This window comes from Arthrobacter sp. TE12232 (assembly GCF_054062615.1).
Genome location: NZ_JBSSFK010000001.1, coordinates 2,324,103 through 2,347,120, shown reverse-complemented (window position 1 = coordinate 2,347,120; position 23,018 = coordinate 2,324,103). Strand labels below are relative to the sequence as shown.

At 67.4% G+C, this 23,018-nt stretch carries 25 protein-coding genes; 17 read left to right on the top strand and 8 right to left on the bottom strand.

Annotation, left to right across the window (positions count from 1 at the left end):
- The first annotated feature begins 63 nt into the window (after positions 1-63).
- The 3 genes from ACVWZ7_RS10415 (at position 64) to ACVWZ7_RS10405 (ending at position 1,246) form a co-directional block, all read left to right on the top strand.
- A complete protein-coding gene (locus tag ACVWZ7_RS10415; RefSeq protein ID WP_456507782.1) occupies positions 64-414 on the top strand; it encodes an ArsR/SmtB family transcription factor in 351 nt (116 codons plus the stop codon).
- 35 nt (positions 415-449) lie between these two features.
- Positions 450-935 carry an N-acetyltransferase family protein gene (locus ACVWZ7_RS10410; RefSeq protein ID WP_456507781.1) on the top strand — a complete coding sequence of 162 codons (486 nt, stop codon included), beginning with the start codon at positions 450-452 and terminating at the stop codon, positions 933-935.
- 77 nt (positions 936-1,012) lie between these two features.
- Complete coding sequence (locus ACVWZ7_RS10405) at positions 1,013-1,246, top strand: hypothetical protein (RefSeq protein WP_116765379.1); 234 nt, start codon at positions 1,013-1,015, stop codon at positions 1,244-1,246.
- 53 nt (positions 1,247-1,299) lie between these two features.
- On the opposite strand, the gene arsA is transcribed toward ACVWZ7_RS10405, so the two are convergent.
- Together arsA and arsD are read right to left on the bottom strand one after the other, a co-directional pair.
- A complete protein-coding gene (gene arsA / locus ACVWZ7_RS10400) occupies positions 1,300-3,060 on the bottom strand; it encodes an arsenical pump-driving ATPase (RefSeq protein ID WP_456507780.1) in 1,761 nt (586 codons plus the stop codon).
- Positions 3,061-3,068: 8 nt separating this feature from the next.
- Positions 3,069-3,464, bottom strand: coding sequence for an arsenite efflux transporter metallochaperone ArsD (gene arsD, locus ACVWZ7_RS10395; RefSeq protein ID WP_344361668.1), 396 nt, complete (start codon positions 3,462-3,464; stop codon positions 3,069-3,071).
- Positions 3,465-3,707: 243 nt separating this feature from the next.
- Between arsD and ACVWZ7_RS10390 the strand changes: the two genes are divergently transcribed.
- The 10 genes from ACVWZ7_RS10390 to ACVWZ7_RS10345 all read left to right on the top strand — a co-directional run bounded on the left by ACVWZ7_RS10390 (position 3,708) and on the right by ACVWZ7_RS10345 (position 14,668).
- Positions 3,708-4,502, top strand: coding sequence for an IclR family transcriptional regulator (locus ACVWZ7_RS10390; protein WP_456509097.1), 795 nt, complete (start codon positions 3,708-3,710; stop codon positions 4,500-4,502).
- A gap of 155 nt (positions 4,503-4,657) precedes the next feature.
- Positions 4,658-5,935: a cytochrome P450 gene (locus ACVWZ7_RS10385; protein WP_456507779.1), complete on the top strand. Its 1,278-nt coding sequence runs from the start codon at positions 4,658-4,660 to the stop codon at positions 5,933-5,935.
- A gap of 5 nt (positions 5,936-5,940) precedes the next feature.
- Positions 5,941-7,113: a PEP/pyruvate-binding domain-containing protein gene (locus ACVWZ7_RS10380; protein ID WP_456507778.1), complete on the top strand. Its 1,173-nt coding sequence runs from the start codon at positions 5,941-5,943 to the stop codon at positions 7,111-7,113.
- 67 nt (positions 7,114-7,180) lie between these two features.
- Positions 7,181-9,067, top strand: coding sequence for a PEP-utilizing enzyme (locus ACVWZ7_RS10375; RefSeq protein WP_116765385.1), 1,887 nt, complete (start codon positions 7,181-7,183; stop codon positions 9,065-9,067).
- Complete coding sequence (locus ACVWZ7_RS10370; protein WP_456507777.1) at positions 9,060-9,863, top strand: SDR family NAD(P)-dependent oxidoreductase; 804 nt, start codon at positions 9,060-9,062, stop codon at positions 9,861-9,863. The genes ACVWZ7_RS10375 and ACVWZ7_RS10370 overlap by 8 nt, the downstream gene beginning before the upstream one ends.
- Before the next feature lie 60 nt (positions 9,864-9,923).
- Complete coding sequence (locus ACVWZ7_RS10365; RefSeq protein ID WP_116765386.1) at positions 9,924-10,244, top strand: 2Fe-2S iron-sulfur cluster-binding protein; 321 nt, start codon at positions 9,924-9,926, stop codon at positions 10,242-10,244.
- Positions 10,245-10,246: 2 nt separating this feature from the next.
- Entirely contained in the window at positions 10,247-11,584 is a 1,338-nt protein-coding gene (locus ACVWZ7_RS10360; RefSeq protein ID WP_456507776.1) for an NAD(P)/FAD-dependent oxidoreductase, read from the top strand.
- A 31-nt stretch (positions 11,585-11,615) separates the two neighbouring features.
- Positions 11,616-12,401, top strand: coding sequence for an HD domain-containing protein (locus ACVWZ7_RS10355; RefSeq protein ID WP_116765388.1), 786 nt, complete (start codon positions 11,616-11,618; stop codon positions 12,399-12,401).
- Positions 12,398-13,915, top strand: coding sequence for an aldehyde dehydrogenase family protein (locus ACVWZ7_RS10350; RefSeq protein ID WP_456507775.1), 1,518 nt, complete (start codon positions 12,398-12,400; stop codon positions 13,913-13,915). Before ACVWZ7_RS10355 ends, ACVWZ7_RS10350 begins: the two co-directional genes overlap by 4 nt.
- A 333-nt stretch (positions 13,916-14,248) precedes the next feature.
- Positions 14,249-14,668, top strand: a complete 420-nt coding sequence (locus ACVWZ7_RS10345) for a DUF7793 family protein (RefSeq protein ID WP_202615748.1) — start codon at positions 14,249-14,251, stop codon at positions 14,666-14,668.
- A 62-nt stretch (positions 14,669-14,730) separates the two neighbouring features.
- Here ACVWZ7_RS10345 and ACVWZ7_RS10340 read toward each other — a convergent pair whose 3' ends face one another.
- Positions 14,731-15,624, bottom strand: coding sequence for a helix-turn-helix transcriptional regulator (locus ACVWZ7_RS10340; protein ID WP_456507774.1), 894 nt, complete (start codon positions 15,622-15,624; stop codon positions 14,731-14,733).
- Positions 15,625-15,789: 165 nt separating this feature from the next.
- On the opposite strand from ACVWZ7_RS10340, the gene ACVWZ7_RS10335 reads away from it, so the two are divergent.
- Positions 15,790-16,833 (top strand): NAD(P)-dependent alcohol dehydrogenase, encoded by a 1,044-nt coding sequence (locus tag ACVWZ7_RS10335; RefSeq protein WP_116765391.1) that lies wholly within the window; start codon positions 15,790-15,792, stop codon positions 16,831-16,833.
- Positions 16,834-16,844: 11 nt separating this feature from the next.
- A complete protein-coding gene (locus ACVWZ7_RS10330; protein ID WP_456507773.1) occupies positions 16,845-17,255 on the top strand; it encodes a (R)-mandelonitrile lyase in 411 nt (136 codons plus the stop codon).
- Between the two features lie 161 nt (positions 17,256-17,416).
- On the opposite strand, the gene ACVWZ7_RS10325 is transcribed toward ACVWZ7_RS10330, so the two are convergent.
- Both ACVWZ7_RS10325 and ACVWZ7_RS10320 read right to left on the bottom strand, forming a co-directional pair.
- Positions 17,417-17,992: a hypothetical protein gene (locus tag ACVWZ7_RS10325; protein WP_456507772.1), complete on the bottom strand. Its 576-nt coding sequence runs from the start codon at positions 17,990-17,992 to the stop codon at positions 17,417-17,419.
- 79 nt (positions 17,993-18,071) lie between these two features.
- Positions 18,072-18,392: a GYD domain-containing protein gene (locus ACVWZ7_RS10320; protein WP_091255222.1), complete on the bottom strand. Its 321-nt coding sequence runs from the start codon at positions 18,390-18,392 to the stop codon at positions 18,072-18,074.
- 246 nt (positions 18,393-18,638) lie between these two features.
- On the opposite strand from ACVWZ7_RS10320, the gene ACVWZ7_RS10315 reads away from it, so the two are divergent.
- Positions 18,639-18,953 carry an antibiotic biosynthesis monooxygenase gene (locus tag ACVWZ7_RS10315; protein WP_237563260.1) on the top strand — a complete coding sequence of 105 codons (315 nt, stop codon included), beginning with the start codon at positions 18,639-18,641 and terminating at the stop codon, positions 18,951-18,953.
- Between the two features lie 81 nt (positions 18,954-19,034).
- Here the strand turns inward: ACVWZ7_RS10315 and ACVWZ7_RS10310 are convergent, their stop codons facing one another.
- Both ACVWZ7_RS10310 and ACVWZ7_RS10305 read right to left on the bottom strand, forming a co-directional pair.
- Positions 19,035-19,637, bottom strand: a complete 603-nt coding sequence (locus tag ACVWZ7_RS10310) for a DUF6919 domain-containing protein (protein WP_344361637.1) — start codon at positions 19,635-19,637, stop codon at positions 19,035-19,037.
- Positions 19,638-20,201: an SRPBCC family protein gene (locus tag ACVWZ7_RS10305; protein WP_456507771.1), complete on the bottom strand. Its 564-nt coding sequence runs from the start codon at positions 20,199-20,201 to the stop codon at positions 19,638-19,640.
- 283 nt (positions 20,202-20,484) lie between these two features.
- Between ACVWZ7_RS10305 and ACVWZ7_RS10300 the strand changes: the two genes are divergently transcribed.
- Positions 20,485-21,468: an ABC transporter substrate-binding protein gene (locus ACVWZ7_RS10300; RefSeq protein ID WP_116765398.1), complete on the top strand. Its 984-nt coding sequence runs from the start codon at positions 20,485-20,487 to the stop codon at positions 21,466-21,468.
- Between the two features lie 143 nt (positions 21,469-21,611).
- Here the strand turns inward: ACVWZ7_RS10300 and ACVWZ7_RS10295 are convergent, their stop codons facing one another.
- Positions 21,612-23,018, bottom strand: a complete 1,407-nt coding sequence (locus tag ACVWZ7_RS10295; RefSeq protein WP_456507770.1) for an NtaA/DmoA family FMN-dependent monooxygenase — start codon at positions 23,016-23,018, stop codon at positions 21,612-21,614.

Genomic DNA, 23,018 nt, shown 5'->3' with positions numbered 1-23,018 from the left:
GCCACTCCCGCCCGGGGGCTCCCCTAACATTGATGATTGTCAATATCAAGGCATAATGGGTACATGAACTCCCTGCCTCTACTCGAGCCGGCCACAGATGAATCCTGCTGCGCCCCGGCAGGAGTGCCTGCCTTGGGTGCCGAGGAGGCGAAGCAGAAAGCCCTGGTCTTCAAGGCCCTGGCCGATCCGAACCGGCTGCGGCTGCTCTCCATCGTCAAGGCTGCCGGAGCCGGGGAAGCCTGCGTCTGCGATCTCACCGAGCCACTGGACCTGGGGCAGCCCACCGTGTCCCACCACCTCAAGATCCTGGTCGACGCCGGCCTGCTGCACCGCGAGAAGCGCGGCACCTGGGCCTACTACTCCCTGGTTCCCGGCGCCATGGAGCAGACGGCCGGCATCCTGGCCTCCCTGTGAGTCGCAATTCGGAGCCCGACCTCACGATCCGTCCGATGCAGGAATCAGACTGGCCCGCGGCCCAACGGATCTACGGCGAGGGAATCGCGACCGGGCAGGCAACGTTCGAGTCCGCGGCGCCGGACTGGCCCAGTTTCGATGATTCGCGGCTCACCGACCACCGCCTCGTGGCGCAGGCGGTCGACGGCAGCGTCCTCGGCTGGGCGGCGGTCTCCGCCGTTTCCACCCGTCCTGTGTACTCCGGCGTCGTGGAACACTCCATTTACGTGTCCGAGGCCGCCCGCGGCCAACGGATAGGATCAGTCCTCCTCCGGTCCCTGATCGCCTCGACGGAAGAGCGCGGCATCTGGACCATCCAGGCGAGCATCTTTCCTGAGAACGAACCGAGCTTGAAGCTGCACCTCGCACATGGTTTCAGGGTTGTGGGGCGACGGGAAAAGATTGCCCGGATGGCCCGCGGCCCTGCCGCGGGCCAGTGGCGGGACACGGTCCTGATCGAACGGCGCACACAGGCCCTTTAGTTCTTGCCCTGGGGGCACGACGGGGGCAAAGGTAGTCCCCAAGAGCTGACATTGCGGCCGCGACCCAGGAGGACACCATGAATGCCAGGACTCCCACCACCGAGGACCGGCTGCGTGCCATGTTGGAGAACATCAAGGCAGCAACCGCCAACACGCGCCAGGCGATGGACGCCCCCGGCGATGAGGACTGGGTGCAGGACGGCGAGTCGGATGCTGAGTACCTGCGGGCGATCCAGCGTGACACGATTGCCAGGCTGGACGCCACCGCCCAGGACATCGAAGCCCTGCTGGCCGAGCGCCTGGGCGGTTAGCCGGGAAGGCAACGGCCCCGCCGCACACGGTGCGGCGGGGCCGTTGCGGCGGGTCAGGCAGGCTGGGTGCTGAGAGCGGTCAACGCCGACAATCTGTCTTCACCCACAGGCTCTTCGGGCAGCATGGGAATGAGGGCGACCCGGTCTGCCAACGTGTGCACCTTCGCGATCTGTTCGATCTCGCTCGCGGCGCGGGCCCGCAGGAACGGCGACTGCGGGTGTGCGGCTGCGATCGAGTTGTTGATGACCCAGGCCCACGGATGGATGCCCGCCCTTTCCAGATCATCCTGCAGAACCTCGGCTTCGAGCACAGGTGTCGTCTCAGCCAGGGTGACGAGGACAACCTTGGTCTGTGCCGGATCCTGAAGCCGCATGAGCGGTGTCACGAACCCCATCGTGTCGCCGACCTGGCGGGAGATCTCGCGGTGGTACGACCCCGTGGCGTCCAGGAGCAGCAGTGTGTGGCCGGTCGGCGCCGTGTCGATCACCACGAAGTGGCGGCGGGATTCCTGGACCACCCTGGAGAACTGCCGGAACACGGCCACCTCGTCCGTGCACGGGGACATGAGGTCCTCGGCCAGCGCCGTGCGGCCTTCGTCGTCCAGGCTCCGGCCCTTGGTCTCCATCACGTGGCTTCGATATTCCTGGATGGCCGCATCCGGATCAATGCGGGAGACTTTCAGGCCCGGGGTGGATCCCTGCAACGTTTCGGTCAGATGGGCAGCCGGATCTGTCGTGGTCAGGTGGACCGGGTGTCCCCGTTTCGCGAGGGCGACGGCGATGGCGGCAGCGACGGTGGTCTTCCCGACCCCGCCCTTCCCCATGCACATCACGAGACCGTGGCCGTCGAGCTCCACTTCGTTCACCAGGGCAGCCAGCGGGGCATCTTCGACCTCGGCGTCCGCCGCCGCGCCGGGAGGCATGCCGGCCCCGGCGGCCGCGAACAAGGTCTCGAGGGCCGGAATGCCGACCATGTTGCCCGGCTTCAGATCCAGAACGTCCCGCGGAAGGGCGGCAACCGAGCCGGGCATGGCGGCGACGGCGGCAGCTTCCCGGGCGCGCAGGGCCTGCGCGAGTTCCTCCTCGCCGGCAGCGGGCGGCAGGACGCCGTTGAGGACGACGTAACCCCCGCCGATGCCGATCTCGCCCAGTTCCCGATAGGTTCGTTCGATCTCCGTCAGGGATGACGTCTGCGCGCGGCTGACCAGGACAAGGCGTGTCCGGGCCGGGTCGGTGAGAGCCTGCACGGCCTTGGCGTACACCTGCTTGTGCTTCTCGAGCCCTGAGAGGGGGCCTAGGCACGACGGATCTCCCTTTCCCGTCTCGAGGAAGTCGGTCCATGAACCGGGCAGTTGCAGCAGCCGGATCGTGTGGCCCGTCGGGGCGGTGTCGAAGACGATGTGGTCATACTCCGCGTAGGCCAGGTCGTCGGCGAGCAGGTTGGTGAACTCGTCGAACGAGGCGATCTCCGTGGTGCACGAGCCCGACAGGCCTTCAGCAATGCTGGCCAGTTCGGTCTCCGGCAGGAGGCCGCGCACGGGTGCGATGATCCGCTCACGGTAGGCTTCGGCGGCCTGCTCCGGGTCGATTTCCAGTGCGGAGAGGCCCGGCACCTCCTGGATGGGCGTGACGGTATTTCCGATGGTCACACCAAAGACCTGACCCACATTCGACGCGGGGTCGGTGCTGACCAGAAGCACGTGCCTTCCCGCTCTTGCCAGGGTCAGGGCGGTCGCGCAGGCCACTGAGGTCTTGCCGACGCCGCCCTTTCCCGTGAAAAACACAAACCGAGGCAGGTTCTCAAGGAACTTCACGCCGGAACTTAGCAGCAGCTCGTGGAGCCGCCGCAGCAGCCGCCGGACTTCTTTTCGGTGAGGCCTAACTCCGGGCGCGGGGTCGGCTCTTCTGCCGCTTCGCCGAGTCCGGCGAACGTCAGCAACTGCGCCCTGCTCGGGTAGGCGCCGGTGGCGACGGTGACGCCGTCTACGACAGTGAGCGGCAGGCCCTTGGATCCGACGGTGTGCATGTAGCCGCGGACCGTCTCATCCGTAGCGAAGGCCGTCGGGTCGCTGGCCAGATTGTGCCGCGCGATGTCGGCGCCGAGGCCCTGAAGGTGGCGCACGTTTGCGGTCACGTCCACCAGGGACTGGTCGACGTCGGGGCCGCAGACGCCGGTGTCGCAGCAGAGAGCGGATTCATAGATTCGGATGGCAGGCATGCAGTTCTCCTTGGCTCTTGCGGTGGTTCGATCCAGTGCCGAAACCCTGTGCCGTCCTCATTGAGGCAGCTGTCCCAAGGGGATGCGGCTTGCGAACGAGTGCGTCACATTCATCAGTATATTGATATTCATCGATGCATGCTAGCCGGGCGGCGCGGACCGCCTAGCGAACTCCCCGGCATGCAGACTCCGTCGCTCCGTTCTAGACTCGGATCCACGCTCATCCCCGACGAGGAGGTCACGATGGCCGGCGGCAGCCGCGAACCCGGCAGGACGGTGACCTCGAAGGTCCTCTCCATCCTGGAAGCCTTCGAAAAGTCCCGGGGAGCCCTCAGCCTGACGGACATCGCCGAAAAATCCGGGCTCCCGCTGAGTACGGCGCACCGGCTGGTCAACGAGCTCACTGACTGGGGCTTCCTCTCGCGGGAGCCCAACGGCCGCTACCAGCTCGGCATCCGCCTCTGGGAGCTCGCCCAGAACACCGGCCGCCAGCTCCGCGACGCGGCCCGGCCGTACGTTCAGGACCTCTTCTCGCTCACCGGCGAAACCGCGCACCTGGCGGTCCGGGCCGGCCACGAGGTGCTCTACATCGACCGCGTCTACGGCTCCAAGCGGGTGCCGCGGGCCTCCCGCGTCGGCGGCCGCCTGCCCATGCACGCGACCGCCGTCGGCAAAGTCATCCTGGCCTTCGAGGAGGACTGGGTCCGCGACGCCTACCTGAACCGGCAGCTCGAGCGGCACACCGCGCACACCCACGTTGACCCGCAGAAGCTGGCGGCCGAACTCGCCCAGATCCGGGAGCAGGGCTACGCCACCACCCTCGAGGAGGTCCGGCTGGGTTCCTGCTCGATCGCCGTCCCGGTCTTCCATACCGGCAGGATCGGCGCCGCGATCGGGCTGGTGCTGCCCACCAACCAGGCCGCCACGATGACCCGCCACCTGCCGGTCCTGAGGGGCATCGCGGCGCAGATCGAGCGCGCCACCGCCCGGATCCCGCTGGAAACGCTGCTGGGCAGCAATGTTGCGGGAACGGACTAGGCCAGGATCCCTGGCAGCAACAGGCCCTGCATCAACTGGCTTCCGCTCAGTGGAAGTGAGCCCTGCCATTCCGGCGTGATCGGGGCCACACTGGTGAATAAGAACCCGCGGCATGCAGTGGCGCTGCCGGCGGGACCTAAAACCAAGGAGCCCAGATGTCATCGTCGACTGAAACGGCCGGCCGCTGTCCCTTCGGGCACGGCGCCGAAGCCCCCGCCGGGCACCACGGCTACGAGCCGTTCCAGATGAAGAATCCCTTCCCCGCCTACGCCGAACTCCGGGCCGAGCAGCCCGTCATGTTCGACGAGCGGATCGGCCTCTATGTCGTCTCCCGCTATGACGACATCAAAGCCGTCTTTGAGGACTGGGAGACCTTCTCCAGTGAAAACGCCCAGGCGCCCGTCCGTGAACGCGGCGCCGCGGCCAAGAAGATCATGGACGACGGCGGCTTCACCGCCTACTCGGGCCTCTCCGCCCGCCGCCCGCCGGAGCACACCCGCATCCGCGCCGTGGTCCAGAAGGCCTTCACCCCCCGCCGCTACAAGGCCCTGGAGCCCTTCATCCGGCAGAACGTCGTCGAGCTGCTCGAAACGATGCTCGCGCGGCCGGAACACCGCGGCGACATGGTCAAGGACCTCGCCTACGACGTCCCCACCATCACCATCCTGACCCTGATCGGCGCCGACGTCTCCCAGGTGGACACCTTCAAGCGCTGGAGCGATTCCCGTGCCGCCATGACCTGGGGCGACCTCAGCGACGAGGAACAGATCCCGCACGCCCACAACCTCGTGGAGTACTGGCAGGAATGCCTTCGCCTGGTCCGGGTGGCCCACGAGTCAGGCGGCGATAACCTCACCGCGGACCTGGTCAAGGCGCAACAGGAAGGCGCCGAAATCTCCGACCACGAGATCGCCTCGGTCCTCTACAGCCTGCTCTTCGCCGGCCACGAGACCACTACCACCCTGATCTCCAACGCCCTCCGCGAACTCCTGGCCCGCCCCGAGCAGTGGCAGCAGCTTGTGGAGGACCCCAAGAAGATCCCCGCCGCCATCGACGAGGTCCTGCGCTACGCGGGCTCGATCGTCGGCTGGCGCCGCAAGGCCCTCAAAGACACCGAAGTCGGCGGCGTCGCGATCAAGGAAGGCGCCCAGCTGCTGCTCCTGATGGGCTCGGCCAACCGGGACGACACGAAGTTTGACGCCGGCGAGGACTTTGACATCGCCCGGCCCAACGCCCGCGAGCACCTCTCCTTCGGGTTCGGCATCCACTACTGCCTGGGCAACATGCTCGCCAAGCTCCAGGCCAAAATCGCCCTCGAGGAAGTGGCCCGGCTCGCCCCGGAGCTGCAGCTGGAGAACCCGGAAGCCATCGCCTTCCGCGAGAACCTCTCCTTCCGCGTCCCCGAGACCGTCCCCGTCAGCTGGAAGGCCTGAGAAATATGCACAGCAACGAATACATCCAGTTCTTCGACGGCGGCATTGAACCGAAGCTCGAAAACCTCGGCGGCAAGGGCGCCTCGCTGGTCACCATGACCTCCGCCGGCATGCCCGTCCCGCCCGGCTTCGTGGTCACCACCGCCCAGTTCGACGCCTTCATGGAGGAAGCCGGCATCACCCGGGACATCCACGAGCTCCTCGCCGGCCTGGACCCCGAGGACATGGCCCAGGTGGACAAGGTCGCCGCCGCCATCCGCGAGGACATCCGCTCCCGCCAGGTGCCGCAGGCCCTGCGCGAACTCACCGTCACCGCGTACGAGTCCCTGATGGCCCGCTTCGAGGCGCCGGTCCCGGTGGCCGTCCGCTCCAGCGCCACCGCGGAGGACCTCCCGGACGCCTCCTTCGCCGGCCAGCAGGACACCTACCTCTGGCTCGACGGCGTCAAGGCGGTCACCGAGCACATCCGCCAGTGCTGGGCCTCGTTGTTCACCTCCCGCGCCATCATTTACCGGCTTAAGAACAACATTCCCAACGAGGGCCTCTCGATGGCCGTCGTGGTGCAGAAGATGGTCAACGCGCGCGTCTCCGGCGTCGCGATCACCATGGACCCCACCAACGGCGACCGCTCCAAGATCACCATCGACTCCTCCTACGGGGTCGGGGAGATGGTGGTTTCGGGCCAGGTCACGCCGGATAACATCATGCTGGACAAAGTCACCCTGGCCGTCGTCTCCGAGCACCTCGGCGACAAACACGCCGAACTCATCCCGGATGCCGCGGCCGGCCGTCTGGTGGAGCGTGAGGTCGACGCCGAACGCCGCGGCCGCCGCAGCCTCACCGATGCCGAGCTCACCGCCGTCGCCCAGATGGCCAAGCGTGCGGAGAAGCACTACAAGTGCCCGCAGGACATCGAATGGGCCCTCGACGCTGATCTGCCGGACGGCGAAAACCTGCTCCTGCTGCAGTCCCGCCCGGAAACCGTGCACTCTTCCAAGCCAGTTGTCCCGTCCTCGGCCGTTGCCGGCGGCTACTTCAGCGGACTCAGCCCCGCCCCCGCCGCACCCGCACCCGCCGCCTCACCCGCTGCCACGACGCCGCCGGCCGGCAACGCGCCGTCGGCTTCAGGATTCAGCCTCGGCAGCATCACCGCTTCGCTGCTCAAGCCCTCCTTCTAGACGTTTTGACCCGCTAGTCCGCTCCGTCACCCAGGCTCAATGCTGAGCCCGTATTGAAAGGACCGCCATGTCCCTGAAGTCCTTCCCCAAGCCCTCCGAGCTTCCGGTTCCCGCCGGCGCCGAGGGCTGGGAAAAGATCTACCCGTACTATCTGGTCTTCCAGGACAAGCTCAAGGAGCAGGAGGACGCCAAGTTCTGGTTCTGCGACAGCCAGCACTGGCCTACCGTGTTCAAGCCCTTCGAGACGATCGGCGGCGAGTTCGCGGTTAAGTGCCTGGGTCAGTACAACGCCCGGCACTTGATGATCCCCAACGCCAACGGCATCGAGTTCCGCATCCACCTGGGCTACCTCTACATGTCGCCCATCCCGGTCCCGGCGGACCAGATCGCCGCCCGAGTGCCCCTGTTCGAGCAGCGCGTGGGCCACTACTTCCAGAACTGGGAGCAGCTCCTCAAGCAGTGGCACGTCAAGGTCAAGGGCACCATCGATGAGATGGAAACCATCTCCTTCCCGAGGCTCCCGGACATGGTCCCCATGGAGGACATCCTCTCCGGCAAGGGCAAGGACGGCTCCGAGAAGCTGCTGGAAAGCTACGACCGGCTGATCCAACTGGCCTACCAGAATTGGCAGTACCACTTCGAGTTCCTCAACCTCGGCTACATCGCCTACCTGGACTTCTTCAACTTCTGCAAGCAGGTGTTCCCCAACATCCCGGACCAGTCCATCGCCACCATGGTGCAGGGCGTGGACATGGAGCTCTTCCGCCCGGATGACGAGCTCAAGCAGCTCGCCAAGCTCGCCGTCGAACTCGGGCTGCAGTCCCACTTTGGTAACACCGACGACGTCGACGCCACCCTGGGAGCCGTCGCCGCCGCCCCCGGCGGGGACCGCTGGATGGCCCAGTACGAGGGCGCGAAGGACCCGTGGTTCAACTTCACCGTGGGCAACGGCTTCTACGGCCACGACAAGTACTGGAACGAACACCAGGAAATCCCGCTCGGCTACATCGCGGACTACATCCGCCGGGTGGACGACGGCCAGGAAATCATGCGCCCGGTCGAGGCGCTGATTACCGAACGCGACCGCATCATCGAGGAATACCGGGACCTCCTGGAAGGCGAAAACCAGGCCCTCTTCGACGCCAAGCGCGGGCTCGCCGCCACCGCCTACCCGTACGTGGAGAACCACAACTTCTACATCGAGCACTGGACCATGGGCGTCTTCTGGCGCAAGATCCGTGAACTCAGCCGCATGATGCAGGCCGAGGGTTTCTGGACCGAACCGGACGACCTCCTCTATCTGGGCCGCAACGAGGTCCGTGACGCCCTGTTCGACCTCGTCACCGGCTGGGGCGTCGGCGCCAAGCCGATCGGCCCCGACTACTGGCCGGAGGAGATCGAGCGACGCCGCGGAATCGTGGACGCGCTCAAGACCGCCCGGCCGGCCCCGGCGCTGAACACCCCGCCGGAATCCATCACCGAACCCTTCACCCGGATGCTCTGGGGCATCACCACCGAGCAGGTCCAGCAGTGGCTGGGCGCCGGAGAAGCGGTCGAAGGCGGCGGCCTGCGCGGCATGGCGGCCTCGCCCGGCGTCGTGGAAGGCCTGGCCCGCGTTGTCACCGACGCGGACCAGCTCTCCGAGGTGCAGCAGGGAGAAATCCTCGTCGCCACCGTCACCGCGCCGTCCTGGGGCCCGATCTTCGGCAAGATCAAGGCCACCGTCACGGACATCGGCGGCATGATGAGCCACGCGGCCATCGTCTGCCGCGAATACGGCCTCCCGGCCGTGACCGGGACCGGATCGGCGTCCACCACCATCAAGACCGGCCAGCGGCTGCGGGTGGACGGGACCAAGGGCACAGTCCAGATCCTCGACGCGCTGATTCCCGATACCGGGGAACCGGAGCTCCAGGTCGCCGGGCCCGGGGCCCACAGCCACAGCCATGTCTGACCAGCGGATGAATGACTCGAACATGCCTGCTGCGGAATATGACGGTGCGGGCCGGCCTGCCCGCACCGTCCTGATCACCGGCGCCGCCGGCGGCTTGGGCCGGGCGTTCGCGCTCGGCTTCGGCCGCCGCGGCTACCGCGTGGCGGTGGCGGACGTGAACCTCGACGGCGCGGAGGAAACGGCCAAGCTGGTCCTGGACACCGGGGCCGAGGCGGCGGCCTTCCACGCCGACGTCACCAGCCTCGACTCCACAGAGGCCCTCGCGAAAAGCTGCGCGGACTTCGGCAACGGGAGCATCGACGTCGTGCTGAACAACGCCGCCGTGTATGCGGGGGTGACCCGCAGCCCGTTCGAGGACATCGATCCGGCCGAGTGGGACCTGGTAATGAACGTGAACCTCAAGGGGCCCTGGCTCGTGACCCGGGCGGCCAGCCCGTACCTGCCCGAGGGCGGCCGCGTCATCAACCTCTCCAGCGCCACGATCTTCAGCGGCTCGGAACAGTGGCTCCACTACGTCGCCTCCAAGGGCGGCGTGGTGGCCCTGACCCGGGTGATGGCCAAGGAACTGGGCCGCCGGGGGATCACGGTCAACGCGATCGCCCCCGGCTTCACCCTCACCGAGGCCAGCTATGGGCTAATGGAGAACGCCGAGAACTACGGGGTGGACCGGGGCGCCATCAAGCGGGCCAGCCAGCCGGAGGACATCGTTGGCGCGGCGCTCTTCCTGGCCGGGCCGGACAGCTCCTACTACACGGGCCAGACCATGGTGGTCGACGGCGGCCGCCAGTTCATCTGACTCTGCCCTTTTTTGCCAACTTCCCGACTTCAACCCCAAGTTCGTCCCCAAGGAGGACCAATGCCAACGGTTCATTTCACCGACGCCGAGGGCGCCGTCCGCGACGTCCAGGGCAACGCCGGCGACTCCGTCATGGAGACCGCGGTGCGCAACGGCGTCCCCGGCATCGTCGCCGAATGCGGCGGCTCGCTGTCCTGCGCCACCTGCCACGTCTTCGTCCGCGAGGACTGCCTCTCACAGCTCCCGGCGATGGAGGACATGGAGGACGAGATGCTCTACGGCACCGCCGTGGACCGCGAGGACAACTCGCGGCTGTCCTGCCAGCTTCGCCTCACCGATGAGTTCGAACTGTTCGTCACCACCCCGGAAACCCAGGTATAGCCGTGGGCACCAACGCGGTTGAGCAGGCCGCCCCCGCGGCGGCAGCTGAGGACGCAACGCCGTCGGGCACCCCGGCCCGCACCGGGTTGCTCATCATCGGGGCGAGCCAGTCCGGCGTCCAGCTCGCGGTATCGCTGCGGGCTCTCGGCTTCGACGAGCACATCACCCTGCTCGGCGACGAGGACCACCGCCCCTACCAGCGCCCGGCCCTGTCCAAGGAGTTCCTGCAGGGCACGGTGGAGAGCGAATCGCTGATCTTCCGGTCCAACGAATACTGGGCCGAACACAATGTGGACCTAATCAAGGGCGAATACATCGTCAAGATCGATAAGGAAGCGGACGGCTCCGGCGTTGCCCATTCCTCCTCGGGCGGGCAGTTCCCCTTCAAACGCCTGGCCCTTACCGTGGGCGCCCGGGCCCGGAAGCTGGAAATCGAGGGCGGGGACCTCGACGGCGTGCTGTACCTGCGCAACGCCGACGACGCCCTGGCCCTCAAGGCCCGGGTAGGGGACGCTCACGATGTCGTGGTGATCGGTGGCGGTTTCATCGGCCTCGAAGCCGCGTCCAGCCTGCAGAAGATGGGCAAGAACGTCACCGTGCTCGAATTCGGCCCGCGACTGGTGGGCCGCGCCGTCGGCGAGGAAACCGCCGAGTACTTCCTGCAGGCACACCGCGCCCGCGGCCTGGACATTCGGCTCGCCACGAGCGCCAAACGCTTCACCGCGAACGACGCGCCAGCGGACGGTCACCGGACGGTGGCCGGCGTCGAACTCCAGAACGGCACCGTGCTGCCCGCACAGATCGTGCTGATCGGGATCGGCGTCATCCCCAACACCCAGCTGGCCGAACAGCTCGGCCTGGCCGTGGACAACGGGATCGTCGTGGACCGCTTCGCGCTGGCCTCGGACGGCACCACGGTGGCGATCGGCGACTGCGCCAACATGCCCAATCCGGTGCCCGGCTCGGCGCCAGGGGAGCGGATCCGGCTGGAAAGCGTCAACAACGCGATCGAACACGCCAAGGTGGCGGCTTACTCGCTCACCGGCCGGCGCGAGGAATACGCCGGCATCCCGTGGTTCTGGTCCAATCAGGCCGACCTCAAACTCCAGATCGCCGGCCTCTGCAATGGCTACGACCAGACCGTGCTGCGGCGCGACGCGGAGCGCGGGAAATTCAGCGTCCTCTACTACCGTCAGGGCCGGATCATCGCCGCGGACTGCGTCAATGCGCCGCTGGACTTCATGGCCGTCAAGAACGCCTTGGCCAAGGGCCAGAACATCCCCGCCGAGGCTGCTGCCGATCCGGCCACACCCCTCAAGACGATCACGACGGACAGCTAGCCCTGCGGCTGGCCGCCCCCGAAGGAGCATTATGACCACCCCCAAGACCCCGGTTGCCGACGCCGGCCGCGCAGCCGGGACTGCCGCCGCTGCCGCCGCCCACCGGGCCGACGCCAATCCCGCGGCTGTTGATTCCGCGACTGCGGATTTTGCCGCCGCCTACCCGGTCCGGCCCGTCCCTGCGCCGGGACCGGTGGACACCGCCCCGATCGCCACGACGCCGGCCGCGCTGGAGGAACTCGACCCGCTGTGGCGTGCCGTGGTGCACGAGACCCGCACCCGCGGCAACGACATCCACCTACCGATCTCCCTCGCCTTCGCCGAGCGGCTCTGCCGGGCCTACCCCGATGCCGACGCCGAGCTCGTACGCGTGGCCACGCTGCTGCACGACACCGGCTGGGCCCACGTGGACGAATCGCGGATCATCTCCGAAGGCTTCGCCGGCGACTGGCGCAAGGCCGCGATCCGCTATGAACACGAAAAACAGGGCTGCGACGTCGCCCGCCGCGTGCTCCCGGGCCTGGGCTACTCCGCCGAGTTCGTGGAGCGGGTCTGCGACATCATCGACGGCCACGACACCCGCCCCGCGGCCCACTCGCTGGAGGACGCGCTGATGCGCGACGCGGACAGGCTGTGGCGCTTCGACCACGCCGGGATCGCCCTGGCATCCTCCTGGTTCGGGATGGACCCGGCCACCTACACGGACAGGCTGGCCACAGAAATCGTGCCCGAACTCATTACCCAGGCGGCGCACGACATGGCCGTCGCGGACCTGGCCCGCTCCACCGCCCTGCTCAAGACGGCGGTGATCCGATGACTGCGGCTACCCATGACGCTCCCGCACTGGCCGCACGCGCTGCACTGACCCTGCCGCACACCCACGTGGACAGCATCTTCATCGACGGGGCCTGGACGCCGGCCCGGGGCACCGGCCGCAACCCGGTCACCGACCCGGCCACCGGCGAAGTATGGGGCTCCGTCCCGGACGGCACTCCGGAGGACGTGGACGCCGCCGTCGGCTCCGCCCAACGCGCCTTCCAGGGCGAGTGGCCGCGGCTCGCGCCCTCCGAGCGGGCGGCCTATCTGGTGCGCATCGCCGAGGAAGTGGAGAAACGCGCCGACGAGCTCTCGCTCACCAACACCCGGGAGAACGGCTCGCCCGTCTCCGAATCCTCCGGCGCGGCAGCGAACGCCGCGGGCATCTTCCGGTACTTCGCGACCCTCGCCGGCTATCTCGAGCGTGATGATGTGCGCGCCTTCCCGCGCGGCGGTGGCGAATCCGTGGTCCGGCGCGATCCCATCGGTGTGTGCGCGCTGATCGCGCCCTGGAACTTCCCCATCAACCTCGTGGTCATCAAGCTGGCCCCCGCACTGCTGGCCGGTTGCACCGTGGTGATCAAACCGGCGTCGCCCACCCCGTTGTCCCTCCGGGTGATCATCGACGCCGTGGCCGCCGCCGGAGTTCCGGCCGGCGTGGTCAACCTCGTCACCGGTTCCGGCCGGCTGGGCGACGCACTGGTCAAACACCCTGGCGTGGACAAGGTGGCCTTCACGGGCTCCACGCCGGTGGGCCGGAAGATCGCCGCCGCCTGCGGGGAGCTGCTGCGTCCCGTCACCCTGGAACTCGGGGGGAAGTCGAGCGCGATCGTGATGCCGGACGCGGATCTGGACGCCATGTCCAAGGTCCTGATCCGCTCCTCCATGCGCAACACCGGGCAGACCTGCTATATCTCCACCCGGATCCTTGCCCCGGCCAGCCGATACGAGGAAGTGGTGGACATGGTCACCGCCACGATCGCCGCCGGCAAGCAGGGGGATCCGCTGGATCCCGGGACCGTCTTCGGGCCGTGCGCCACGGAATCGCAGTACCGGACCGTGCTGGAGTACGTGGAGTCGGGGCTGGCCGAAGGCGCCCGGGCCACCACCGGAGGCCGGGCGGCCACCCTGGGCGGCGGCCTCGAAGGCGGGTATTTCGTGGAGCCCACCGTGTTTGCCGACGTCACGCCGGACATGCGGATCTCCCGCGAGGAGATCTTCGGCCCGGTGATCTGCATCCTGCAGTACGACGATGCCGACGGCAGTGTCGATGAGGCGGTTGAGCTGGCCAACAACACCGAGTTCGGCTTGGGCGGCCTGGTGTTCGGGACGGATCCGGAGGCTGCGCTGGCCGTCGCGGACCGGATGGACACAGGATCGGTGGGCATCAACTTCTTCGCCTCCAACCATGCCGCACCCTTCGGCGGACGGCACGACTCCGGCCTCGGCACCGAATACGGCGTCGAGGGCTTGAACGCCTATCTGAGCTATAAGTCGATCCACCGGAAGGCCTGACGCCCGCGCCCACGGGAGGCTTCCCGGGCCACGGGAGCCTCAATCCACGGGACATGCCCTCCCCTGACGCCCGGCGATGGACATAAGCCCACTGTGTCCATTGCTCAGGCCTAGCGCGGGGCATGTCCCAAGTTGGCCGCGGGACATGTCCGTTCCGGGTGCGCGGCGAGGAACCTGTTCATTGCTTGGCAAAGCAGGAAGTCTGGGTAGCGCCGGAGGACATGTCCCCTTTAGGCAGGCGCAGGGCGGCCCCGGCCATGCACCGTTGCGGTCCGCCACGCGCACCGGGCCGCATAGCCTTGGCGCACGAGGGCCGGGCCTAGAATGGTCACGATGATGTCAGGACATATAGCCGCTGCTAATGGGAAGAACGTGCTGAGCGTCAGCGCGGGCATCATCACATCGGTCTGGTTGCCCGGCTCCATTGTTGACGTCCACGACGCCAGAGACGCCATGCGGGCCGTCGAGCAGATCAGCGGGGGAATCCCGATGCCGATGCTCTCTGAAATGACCGACGTGGAGATCAGCGCGGCGGCCAGGTACGAGTTCGCGCAGACTGCGGGTGTTGTGGCGATTGCGGTGCTCGGATCCAGCACTGTGGACCGAGTAGTCGCGGCGGCAATGAGCCGGCACACCCGGTATCCCCACGAGTTCTTCACGTCCCGGGACGACGCCATGGCCTGGCTGAGCAACTTCGCCGCCAGCGTCAGCCGGCCCGACGGATACACGGACGGCATTTCGGCCCTGACGTGACAGCCGCGGCCGGGTCGCGGTTAGCGTTCGTCAGTGTCCGGGCCGCTAAGCCTTGTCCGCACCTACACCTTGTCTACAGCGGCGGCGGCCTCGGCTTCCTTGACCTGCCGGTTGGTCGAGGCCCAGCTGGCCAGGAGCCGCAATGCATCCTCTGACGGCGAGCCTGGCTCGGCCGTGTAGATCAGCAGGGACAGCCCGGCGTCGGCCGAGACATCCATCGCCTCATACATCAGATGGAGGTCCCCGACCACCGGGTGGTGCAGGTTCTTGACCCCGGTGTAGTGCTCGCGCACATTGTGCGCTGCCCACAGGGTGCGGAATTCCTCGCTCCTGGTCGAGAGCTCGCCGACGAGGTCGGTCAGCCCGCGGTCATAGGGGTCCCGGCCGGCCTCGGTCCGCAGGATAGCGACGGTGTCATTCGCCGCACGCTCCCAGTCCGGGTAGAAGCTGTGGGAACGGGAGTCCAGGAAGATGAACCGGGCATGGTTGGCCGGGCGGGCGGCGCCCGCATACATCTCCGAATACAGGGCGTAGCCCAGCGGATTGGCCGCGAGGATGTCCATGCGCCCGTTCCGCACAAAGGCGGGCGCGCTGGTGATGGCGTTCAGCGACAGCTGAACGCTCCGGCGCACGGACTCGGCAGGCCGGGGACGACGTCGGGCCCGACTCCCCGGGGCCGCCGCCCGGGCCAGATCGAAGAGGTGGGAACGTTCGGCGTCGTCGAGCTGCAGAGCCCTGGCCACGGCTTCCAGCACACCCTCCGACACCCCGGACAGGTTTCCCCGCTCCAAACGGGTGTAATACTCGACGCTGACGCCGGCCAGCATGGCGACTTCCCCGCGGCGCAGCCCAGGCACCCGGCGTTTGGCCCCGTAGACCGGCAGCCCCGACTGCTCGGGCGTGATCTTCGCCCGGCGCGAGGCAAGGAACTCGCGGACCGCGTCTCGATTATCCATGCCATCAACGTTAGGCGCTACGGGCCTCTAAGGGAGACCCTGCCAGTACCCCTATCAGCAGGGACTCCCTTGGGGGCGCGATCCGCGGTTTGATGGATGGTGTTCCGTTGAACAACCCCCAAACGACGGAACCACCCCCCCAAAGACCAACAAGCAGGAGATTCATTGCTCACCGTCAACGCTTACGCATCACCCTCCGCGACCGAGCCGCTCGTCCCCACCACGATTGAGCGCCGCGATGTGGGCCCGCATGATGTCCTGATCGAGATCAAGTTCGCCGGGATCTGCCACTCGGACATCCACACCGTCCGCGGCGACTGGGGACCCCAGTCCTACCCGCTGGTCCCGGGCCACGAAATCGCCGGAATTGTCGCCGAGATCGGTTCCGCCGTCACCAAGCACGCTGTCGGAGACCGGGTCGGCGTCGGCTGCATGGTCAATTCCTGCGGCGAGTGCGTCAACTGCCAGGCCGGCGAGGAGCAGTACTGCCTCTCCGGCAACACCGGCACCTACGGCGCCGTCGACCGTGACGGCACCATCACCCAGGGCGGCTACTCCACCCACGTGGTGGTGACCGAGGACTTCGTGGTCACCATCCCCGAGGGCATCGAGCTCGACGTCGCCGCGCCGCTTCTGTGCGCCGGGATCACCACCTACTCGCCGCTGCACCACTGGGGCGCCGGCCCCGGCAAGAAGGTCGCGGTCGTCGGCCTGGGCGGGCTTGGCCACATGGCCGTCAAGATCGCCCACGCCATGGGCGCCGAGGTCACGGTCCTCTCCCAGTCGCTGAAGAAGCAGGAAGACGGGTTGCGCCTGGGCGCCGACCACTACTACGCCACGAGCGACGAGAACACCTTCACCGAGCTCGCCGGCAGCTTCGACCTGATCATCAACACGGTCAGCGCCTCGATCGACATCAGCTCCTACCTGCAGCTTCTGGCCCTCGACGGCGCCCTGGTCAACGTCGGCGCCCCCGCTGAGCCGCTCCCGGTGAACGCATTCGCCCTCATCGGCGGCCGCCGTTCCTTCGCCGGCTCGATGATCGGCGGCATCCGTGAAACCCAGGAGATGCTCAACTTCTGCGCCGAGCACGGCCTGGGTGCCGAGATCGAGGTGATCCCGGCCGGCAAGATCAACGACGCCTACGAGCGCGTCCTCGCCTCGGACGTCCGCTACCGCTTCGTGATCGATACCGCCACCCTGAACTAGAGGAAGTGCCAGTGGAAATCCAAGCCAAGAAGCCGAGCGTCAAGGGTCCGGGGCACATGTTCACCGGCGACGTCTGGTTTGACGTCATCGCGGCCCCGCAGCCCGAGCCGTCCCGCATGCGCGTCAACGCGGTTCACTTTTCCCCTTGCGCCCGCACGGCCTGGCACTCGCACGCCGTCGGGCAGACCCTGCACGTCACCGAAGGCATCGGCCTGGTCCAGGCCCGCGGCGGCGAAGTGACCGTGATACGGCCCGGCGACACCATCTACACCCCGCCAGGCGAATGGCACTGGCACGGCGCCGCACCGGATCATTTCATGACGCACCTTGCCATGTGGGAAGGCGTCGGTCCCGACAGCGACCAGCCGGAGTCCGAATGGGGCGACCTCGTCACCGACGAGGAATACAACAGCGCCACGTAGCACCCAGTTCCAAACACCGGCGCTGCCATTGCGGGGTCCCTCCACCCACCCGAGGGGCCCCGCAACCGCACGCCCAATCATCGGTGGTTTTGAGCCGGTGGTTTTGAGTAAATGGTCTTGTCGCGGACGACGTGACGCGGATGGTCCCGGCCGGGATCCAGCTACGATCCCGGGGTGGCCGGGACCATCCAGAAACCTGCCACTTCGCCGGCGCCGGGCCCGGTCGTGCGCCGATAGGCCTGGGCGTAGACCGGCCCCGCGGCAAGGTCCACCTGTGCCTGCGTCGCCTTTCCGCAGTCGAGAGCCAGCTCGAGCTTCCCGCCGTCCCGGAGGCCGTCCTGGGTAATCGAAATGTTGCCGGTGGGCGCGCCGACGCAGGCGGCCGTCACCGTGTACGTCCCCTTCGGTAAAGCCTTGACCGACTTGCGCACCCCGGCGCCGCCGAGCCCGCCAGCGCCTTCCAGGACGATCCCGTCCGGCCGGGCGCCGAGCACGGCCCCGAGGTCGTGAAGGTTGCGGGTCTCCGCCATGGCGAGTTCCGGACCCACAGGAGACGGCGGCGGAGGCGCCGCGCGGCGCGTCCTGGTGGGCGCCGCCGTCGTATCTCCCACGTCGTCCGAGTACTCACACGCCGCCAGAGCCGTTGCCGCGCCGGCCACAGCCAACAGCAGCGCCACGCCCCGCATCCAATGTCTTCCCCCGCCGCGCAGCTTGCCCAGCGACCTGCTCAGTGACATGCCCCGAGCCTACTGGACCTGGGACCCGCAACGCCGCGGGCGGGTCCCGGGGTGGCCGCGGCGGGACCGCAGTGCTGATCTACTGCCCCGGCGGCCGGTACGACGGCGTCTTGCTGGCTGCTGCGTCAAGATCCTCCAGCGTCATGAGCGGCTTGAGGGTCAGGCTCACGGCACCGGTGGAATTGATCATGAGCGACAGGGCGGCGGCGCTGGCCTGATCGGGGATGTCGAAGACCCCGAGGACGTCGGTGTCCCCGAAGGCGTAGTAGAAGCATTCGAGGGTGCCGCCCACCGACTTGAGGGCTTCGACCACCGCATCACGCCGCTTCGTGCCGCCTTCACGCATGAGGCCCTTGATGCCGTCGCCCACGTAGTTTGCTTCGAACAGATATTTGCTCATGGTTTTCCCTATCCTGTGATGCCCAGGATCTTGGCCTCCGCAGGTGTGCCCGCTACCCGACGATGGATGGTCCGAGGCTGGCCCCAGAGCGGGGCTTTGCCCACATGCTAGGCCTTCCGCCCCCACCCATACAACGGTTCGTTGACGGGCGGCAGCGACGCCTCGGGCAATCCGGCCCTACCGCCGTGCGGGGGACAGGAACATAATCGCCGTATCAACCCTGTACGGAGCATGGAGGTGGTCGACGTGTCTGTTTACACGCTCGGAATTTGGCTGGTGCATCCCGGCCGCGAGAACGATTTTGTGCAGGCCTGGCGGGATCTGGCCCGGAAAACCAAGGAAGATTTTCCCAACGCCAAAGCCGTGCTCATGCACGACCGTGACGTCAAGAACCGGTTCATCAGCACCGGTCCCTGGGATTCCCTGGAACAGATAGAGCAGTGGCGGGATTCTGCCCTGTTCAAGCAGAGCGTCGAGGCAATGAAGGACATGCTCGAGCACTTCGAGTCCCGCACCCTGGACGAGGCGGCCAGCATCGGCTGGGATGCCACCGACATGTAACCTCTCCCGCACGGAAGCCGGCACGCACGGAGGCCGGCCGGCGGCGCCGGGTGGCCGCGCAGCGACGCCCGTTCCGGCGGACTATTCGGACTGCAGCGCCTCAAACACGGCGGGCAGCAGGACATCGTTCCTGCCCCAGAAGGGGTCGAAAATTTCCACGTACCAGGCATCCGCCAGGACGAGGGCCAGGGTCTCGTTGGTCTCGGCCGCCCAGTCCCTGAGCTGGTCTTCGCCCACCGGTTCCTCGCTGCTACCGAGCACGGTCACGACGGCGTCGTCCTGCACGGTCACGGGGATGGAAGCGGTGCTGGCCTCCCCGGGGGCATGGACGACCGTCACCAGTTCGGTCCGGGTGGACAACGCCAGCAAAGCCGACGCCGTCTCCGGGGTGCAGAACGCCGTCACGTAGGCCCGCTGCGCGAGTCCTTCGACCTCCACACCCGGCTGTGATTCCTTGGTGAAGAGCCCGTTCCGGTTGAGGCGGGCGAGCTCGCCGGCGATGGCCGTGGTCTCGTCGTCGAACCCGGGCGAGAAGACCCCCGGCTGGTACTGGCTGTTGCCCTCGAGCCAGCGGGCGGTCAGTTCGCCGGCGGCCGCGATGCTGGTGGCCTGCCGCCAGACTTCACGATCAGCGAGGAGCCGGCCGAAGCTGTCCCGTTCGGTCGTAAACCTGTCCTCTGCCATTCAGGCCTCCCCTGTCGCGAATTGGGCTGTGAATTGGGGCGCGGGCTGCTCTGCGGGATGAGTTTCGGGCTGTATCGCGGGCTGTCCCGGCGGGGCGTGGTGCTGCAGCAGGAGCGACAGCCGTTCGCAGCTGACCCGGAGAGCCTCGAGTTCGCGTCGGCCGTAGTCCTCGATAATCCCGTTGATCCGCTCGGCGAGGTGCTCGTCGTCGACCTCGAACGCGTGATTGAGCGTGACCACCGTGAGCCCGTCCGCCTGCCGGATCTCCCAGTCGCCGCCGAGCTGCTGGAGCGGTGCTTCCAGATTCAGTTGCTGGAACTCCGCGCGGTGGCGGGCGGCATCAAAGACGCGCCAGCAGTGGCTTGAACTGAGCGAGCCGTTGGACACCACCGACGTTCGGAGCTCGTGCGTGGTCTCGTCGCCGCTGACGCGCTCCGAATAGACCGTCAGTCCGTCGAGGTACGGCCAGTGCGAGGCGTCCCGCAGCATGCTGAAGACCAGGTCCGCCGGGGCGTTGATGCTGAGCCGGTGCGTGGTCCGGTGCGCAATGCGCGGCGTGCTCACTGACAAGTTCACCCCTCCTGTGTCGCGTTGTCTTTCTGCCGGTCTTCTATGCAGGCTAGGCCAGTTGAGCCCCGCCGTGAACAATTCCGTCCCGCCGCGTCACGAAGTGCAACGTGCGGTAACACTGGGCCCTTCCAGGCCCCGCCAGCGGACTCCGGATGAACGGCTGTTACCGCCTGTATCCCTTGGTTTCACCCGGTTTCACGGCGCTTTGACCGGCTTTCGTAGGCCCCGGATAGTTGCTGGCACCAGCACCACCGACAACTACTCTCAAGGGGAAAACATGTCCAGTCTTGCATTCAAATCGGGTGTCACTGTCGCCCTAGCGGCCAGCACCCTCCTGGGTCTTGCGGCCTGCTCCGATCCCGGTGCCGCAGCTGCCAGCGGCACCACGGCGGCGCCGTCGTCCTCCTCCGGTGTCAAGCAGTTCAACCTCTCGCCGCAGCAGGACCGCATCAAGGTCACAGTGGACGCCGCGGCAGCCAAGCTTGTCCCGGACACCATCAAGAAGGACGGGAAGCTGACCGTGGCCGTGAGCCCGTTCGCGGCGCCGCTGGCCGTCTACGCGACCGACAACAAGACGCCGGTGGGCAACGAGGTGGACATCGCCGTCGCACTGGCCGAGTCCCTGGGGCTGGAGGCGGACATCGTTCCGACCGCGTGGGCCGACTGGCCGCTCGGCGTCGAATCCGGGAAGTATGAGGCCGTGCTCTCCAACGTCACCGTCACGGAGGAGCGCAAGCTCAAGTTCGACTTCGCCAGCTATCGCGAGGACAAACTGGGCTTCTACGCCAAGGCGGACAGTGGCATCACCAAGGTCGAGTCGGCACCGGATGTCGCGGGCAAACGCGTGATCGTCGGCTCCGGCACCAACCAGGAAGCGATCCTCCTGCGCTGGGATGAGGAGAACAAGAAGAACGGCCTCAAGCCCGTGGACTTCCAGTATTACGACGACGACTCCGCCTCCCAGCTGGCCATCCAGTCCGGCCGTGCGGACCTCACCTTTGGTCCCAACGCCACGTCAGCCTACAAGGCCGCCACGGACGCCAAGACCAAGCTGGTGGGCCTGGTGGCCGGCGGCTGGCCGCTGAAGGCCAACATCGCCGTCACCACCAAGAAGGACAACGGCCTTGCCGCTGCGGCCCAGGCCGGACTGAACCACCTCATCCAGGACGGCAGCTACGCCAAGATCCTGGACCGTTGGGGGCTTTCCGACGAGGCCGTAGCGAAGTCGGAGCTGAACCCGCCGGGCCTGCCGAAGAAGTAGCCAGTCAATCGATTGCTCCGTAACCGCCCTTCTGGGGTCTGAAAACGGCGGCTACGGAGCAATCGATGGTGACAAGTAATCCCCGCCGGGAACGTCTCCGGCGGGGATTACTTGTGTCTGCCTGATGGTTGGGGCGCGGGCCCTTAGGCCGTGACCGGGCTGGCCTCGACGGCGGCGTCCGTGCGGACCGGCGTGGCCAGGCCCAGGTTTTCCCGCAGCGTGCCGCCAGCGTACTGCGTGGGGTACACCCCGCGCTCCTGCAGTTCCGGGACGAGGTGGTTGACGATGTCATCGAGTCCGGTGGGAATGAGCCACGGAGAGATGTTGAAGCCGTCGACGGCGCCGGTCCGGGCGTACTCGGCCAGCCGGTCCGCCACCTCGGTGTAGGAGCCGGTGAAGGTCGAGTCGCCCCGGCTGGTTTTGGCCGACACGAACTGGCGGATGGACAGGCCCTTCTCCTTGGCCTCGGCCCGCCACTGGTCCGCGAGCTGGCGGGCCTTGGCGCCGTGGAAGCCGCTGCCGCGGGTTTCCGAGGTTTCCTCCACCACGGGGTCGATCTCCGGCAGCGGCCCGTCGGGGTCGTAGCCCTGCAGCTCCCGTCCCCAGAACTGCTCGAGGTAGGCGATGGCCTGCTGCGGGCCGATCTGCAGGCTGCGGACCCAGGCTTTCTTCTCGAGGGCTTCCTGCGGCGTGGCGGCGAGAATGAACTCGCTGGCGGGCATGATCTTTACGTCAATGGCGCCCCGGCCGGCCCGGAGTGTGCGCTCCACGATGTCGCGACGGAAGTCCAAGGCGTCCTCGAGCTGCGGGTGCGCGGAGAAGATGACGTCCGCCTGGCGGGCGGCGAAGTCCCGGCCCTCCGGGGAATCCCCGGCCTGGAACAGCACCGGCCGGTATTGGGCGCTGCGCGGCAGCCGCGGGGTGACGTCCACGGAGTAGTGCCGGCCGGTGTGGCGCACGCGCCGGACGGCGCCCTCCGCTGACCAGCGGGCCGAGGAAGCCGAGGCCGCGATGGCGGCGTCGTCCCACGCGTCCCAGATCCGTTTGGCGGTTTCGACGAAGGCCTCGGCGTGCGTGTACCGGTCCGCGTGGTCCAGATAGCCGCCGCGCCGGAAGTTGGCGCCGGTCCAGGCATTGTCCGTGGTCACGATGTTCCAGGCCGCGCGGCCGCCCGAGAGCAGGTCCAGTGTGGAGAGCCGGTGTGCCAGGTCTGCGGGGTCGTTGTACGTGGTGTTCTGGGTTGCGACCAGGCCGATGTTTGTGGTCACGGCGGCGAGGGCGGCCAGGGCCGTCTGCGCGTCGGGCCGGCCGGCGACGTCGAGTGCGTGCGGGCGGCCGAGGTGCTCGCGCAGCCGCAGGCCCTCGCCGAGGAAGAACGCAGCGAACAGGCCGCGCTCGGCGGTCTGGGCGATGCGACGAAACGATTCGAAGTCCGTCTGGGACCCGGATTCGGCTGTTTTCCAGACGGTTCCGGAGTTGACGCCCTGGAAGAAGACACCCAGCTGGATCTGCCCGGACGGGGTGAATTCGGTGGCGGTGCTGTGGCTCAT

What these genes read in the sequence shown, in the direction of transcription:
- ACVWZ7_RS10415 (WP_456507782.1), top strand. Translation starts at nt 64, where the DNA reads ATGAACTCCCTGCCTCTACTCGAGCCGGCCACAGATGAATCCTGCTGC.
- ACVWZ7_RS10410 (WP_456507781.1), top strand. Translation starts at nt 450, where the DNA reads ATGCAGGAATCAGACTGGCCCGCGGCCCAACGGATCTACGGCGAGGGA.
- ACVWZ7_RS10405 (WP_116765379.1), top strand. Translation starts at nt 1,013, where the DNA reads ATGAATGCCAGGACTCCCACCACCGAGGACCGGCTGCGTGCCATGTTG.
- arsD (WP_344361668.1), bottom strand. Translation starts at nt 3,464, where the DNA reads ATGCCTGCCATCCGAATCTATGAATCCGCTCTCTGCTGCGACACCGGC.
- ACVWZ7_RS10390 (WP_456509097.1), top strand. Translation starts at nt 3,708, where the DNA reads ATGGCCGGCGGCAGCCGCGAACCCGGCAGGACGGTGACCTCGAAGGTC.
- ACVWZ7_RS10385 (WP_456507779.1), top strand. Translation starts at nt 4,658, where the DNA reads ATGTCATCGTCGACTGAAACGGCCGGCCGCTGTCCCTTCGGGCACGGC.
- ACVWZ7_RS10380 (WP_456507778.1), top strand. Translation starts at nt 5,941, where the DNA reads ATGCACAGCAACGAATACATCCAGTTCTTCGACGGCGGCATTGAACCG.
- ACVWZ7_RS10375 (WP_116765385.1), top strand. Translation starts at nt 7,181, where the DNA reads ATGTCCCTGAAGTCCTTCCCCAAGCCCTCCGAGCTTCCGGTTCCCGCC.
- ACVWZ7_RS10370 (WP_456507777.1), top strand. Translation starts at nt 9,060, where the DNA reads ATGTCTGACCAGCGGATGAATGACTCGAACATGCCTGCTGCGGAATAT.
- ACVWZ7_RS10365 (WP_116765386.1), top strand. Translation starts at nt 9,924, where the DNA reads ATGCCAACGGTTCATTTCACCGACGCCGAGGGCGCCGTCCGCGACGTC.
- ACVWZ7_RS10355 (WP_116765388.1), top strand. Translation starts at nt 11,616, where the DNA reads ATGACCACCCCCAAGACCCCGGTTGCCGACGCCGGCCGCGCAGCCGGG.
- ACVWZ7_RS10350 (WP_456507775.1), top strand. Translation starts at nt 12,398, where the DNA reads ATGACTGCGGCTACCCATGACGCTCCCGCACTGGCCGCACGCGCTGCA.
- ACVWZ7_RS10345 (WP_202615748.1), top strand. Translation starts at nt 14,249, where the DNA reads ATGATGTCAGGACATATAGCCGCTGCTAATGGGAAGAACGTGCTGAGC.
- ACVWZ7_RS10340 (WP_456507774.1), bottom strand. Translation starts at nt 15,624, where the DNA reads ATGGATAATCGAGACGCGGTCCGCGAGTTCCTTGCCTCGCGCCGGGCG.
- ACVWZ7_RS10325 (WP_456507772.1), bottom strand. Translation starts at nt 17,992, where the DNA reads ATGTCACTGAGCAGGTCGCTGGGCAAGCTGCGCGGCGGGGGAAGACAT.
- ACVWZ7_RS10320 (WP_091255222.1), bottom strand. Translation starts at nt 18,392, where the DNA reads ATGAGCAAATATCTGTTCGAAGCAAACTACGTGGGCGACGGCATCAAG.
- ACVWZ7_RS10310 (WP_344361637.1), bottom strand. Translation starts at nt 19,637, where the DNA reads ATGGCAGAGGACAGGTTTACGACCGAACGGGACAGCTTCGGCCGGCTC.
- ACVWZ7_RS10300 (WP_116765398.1), top strand. Translation starts at nt 20,485, where the DNA reads ATGTCCAGTCTTGCATTCAAATCGGGTGTCACTGTCGCCCTAGCGGCC.
- ACVWZ7_RS10295 (WP_456507770.1), bottom strand. Translation starts at nt 23,018, where the DNA reads ATGAGCCACAGCACCGCCACCGAATTCACCCCGTCCGGGCAGATCCAG.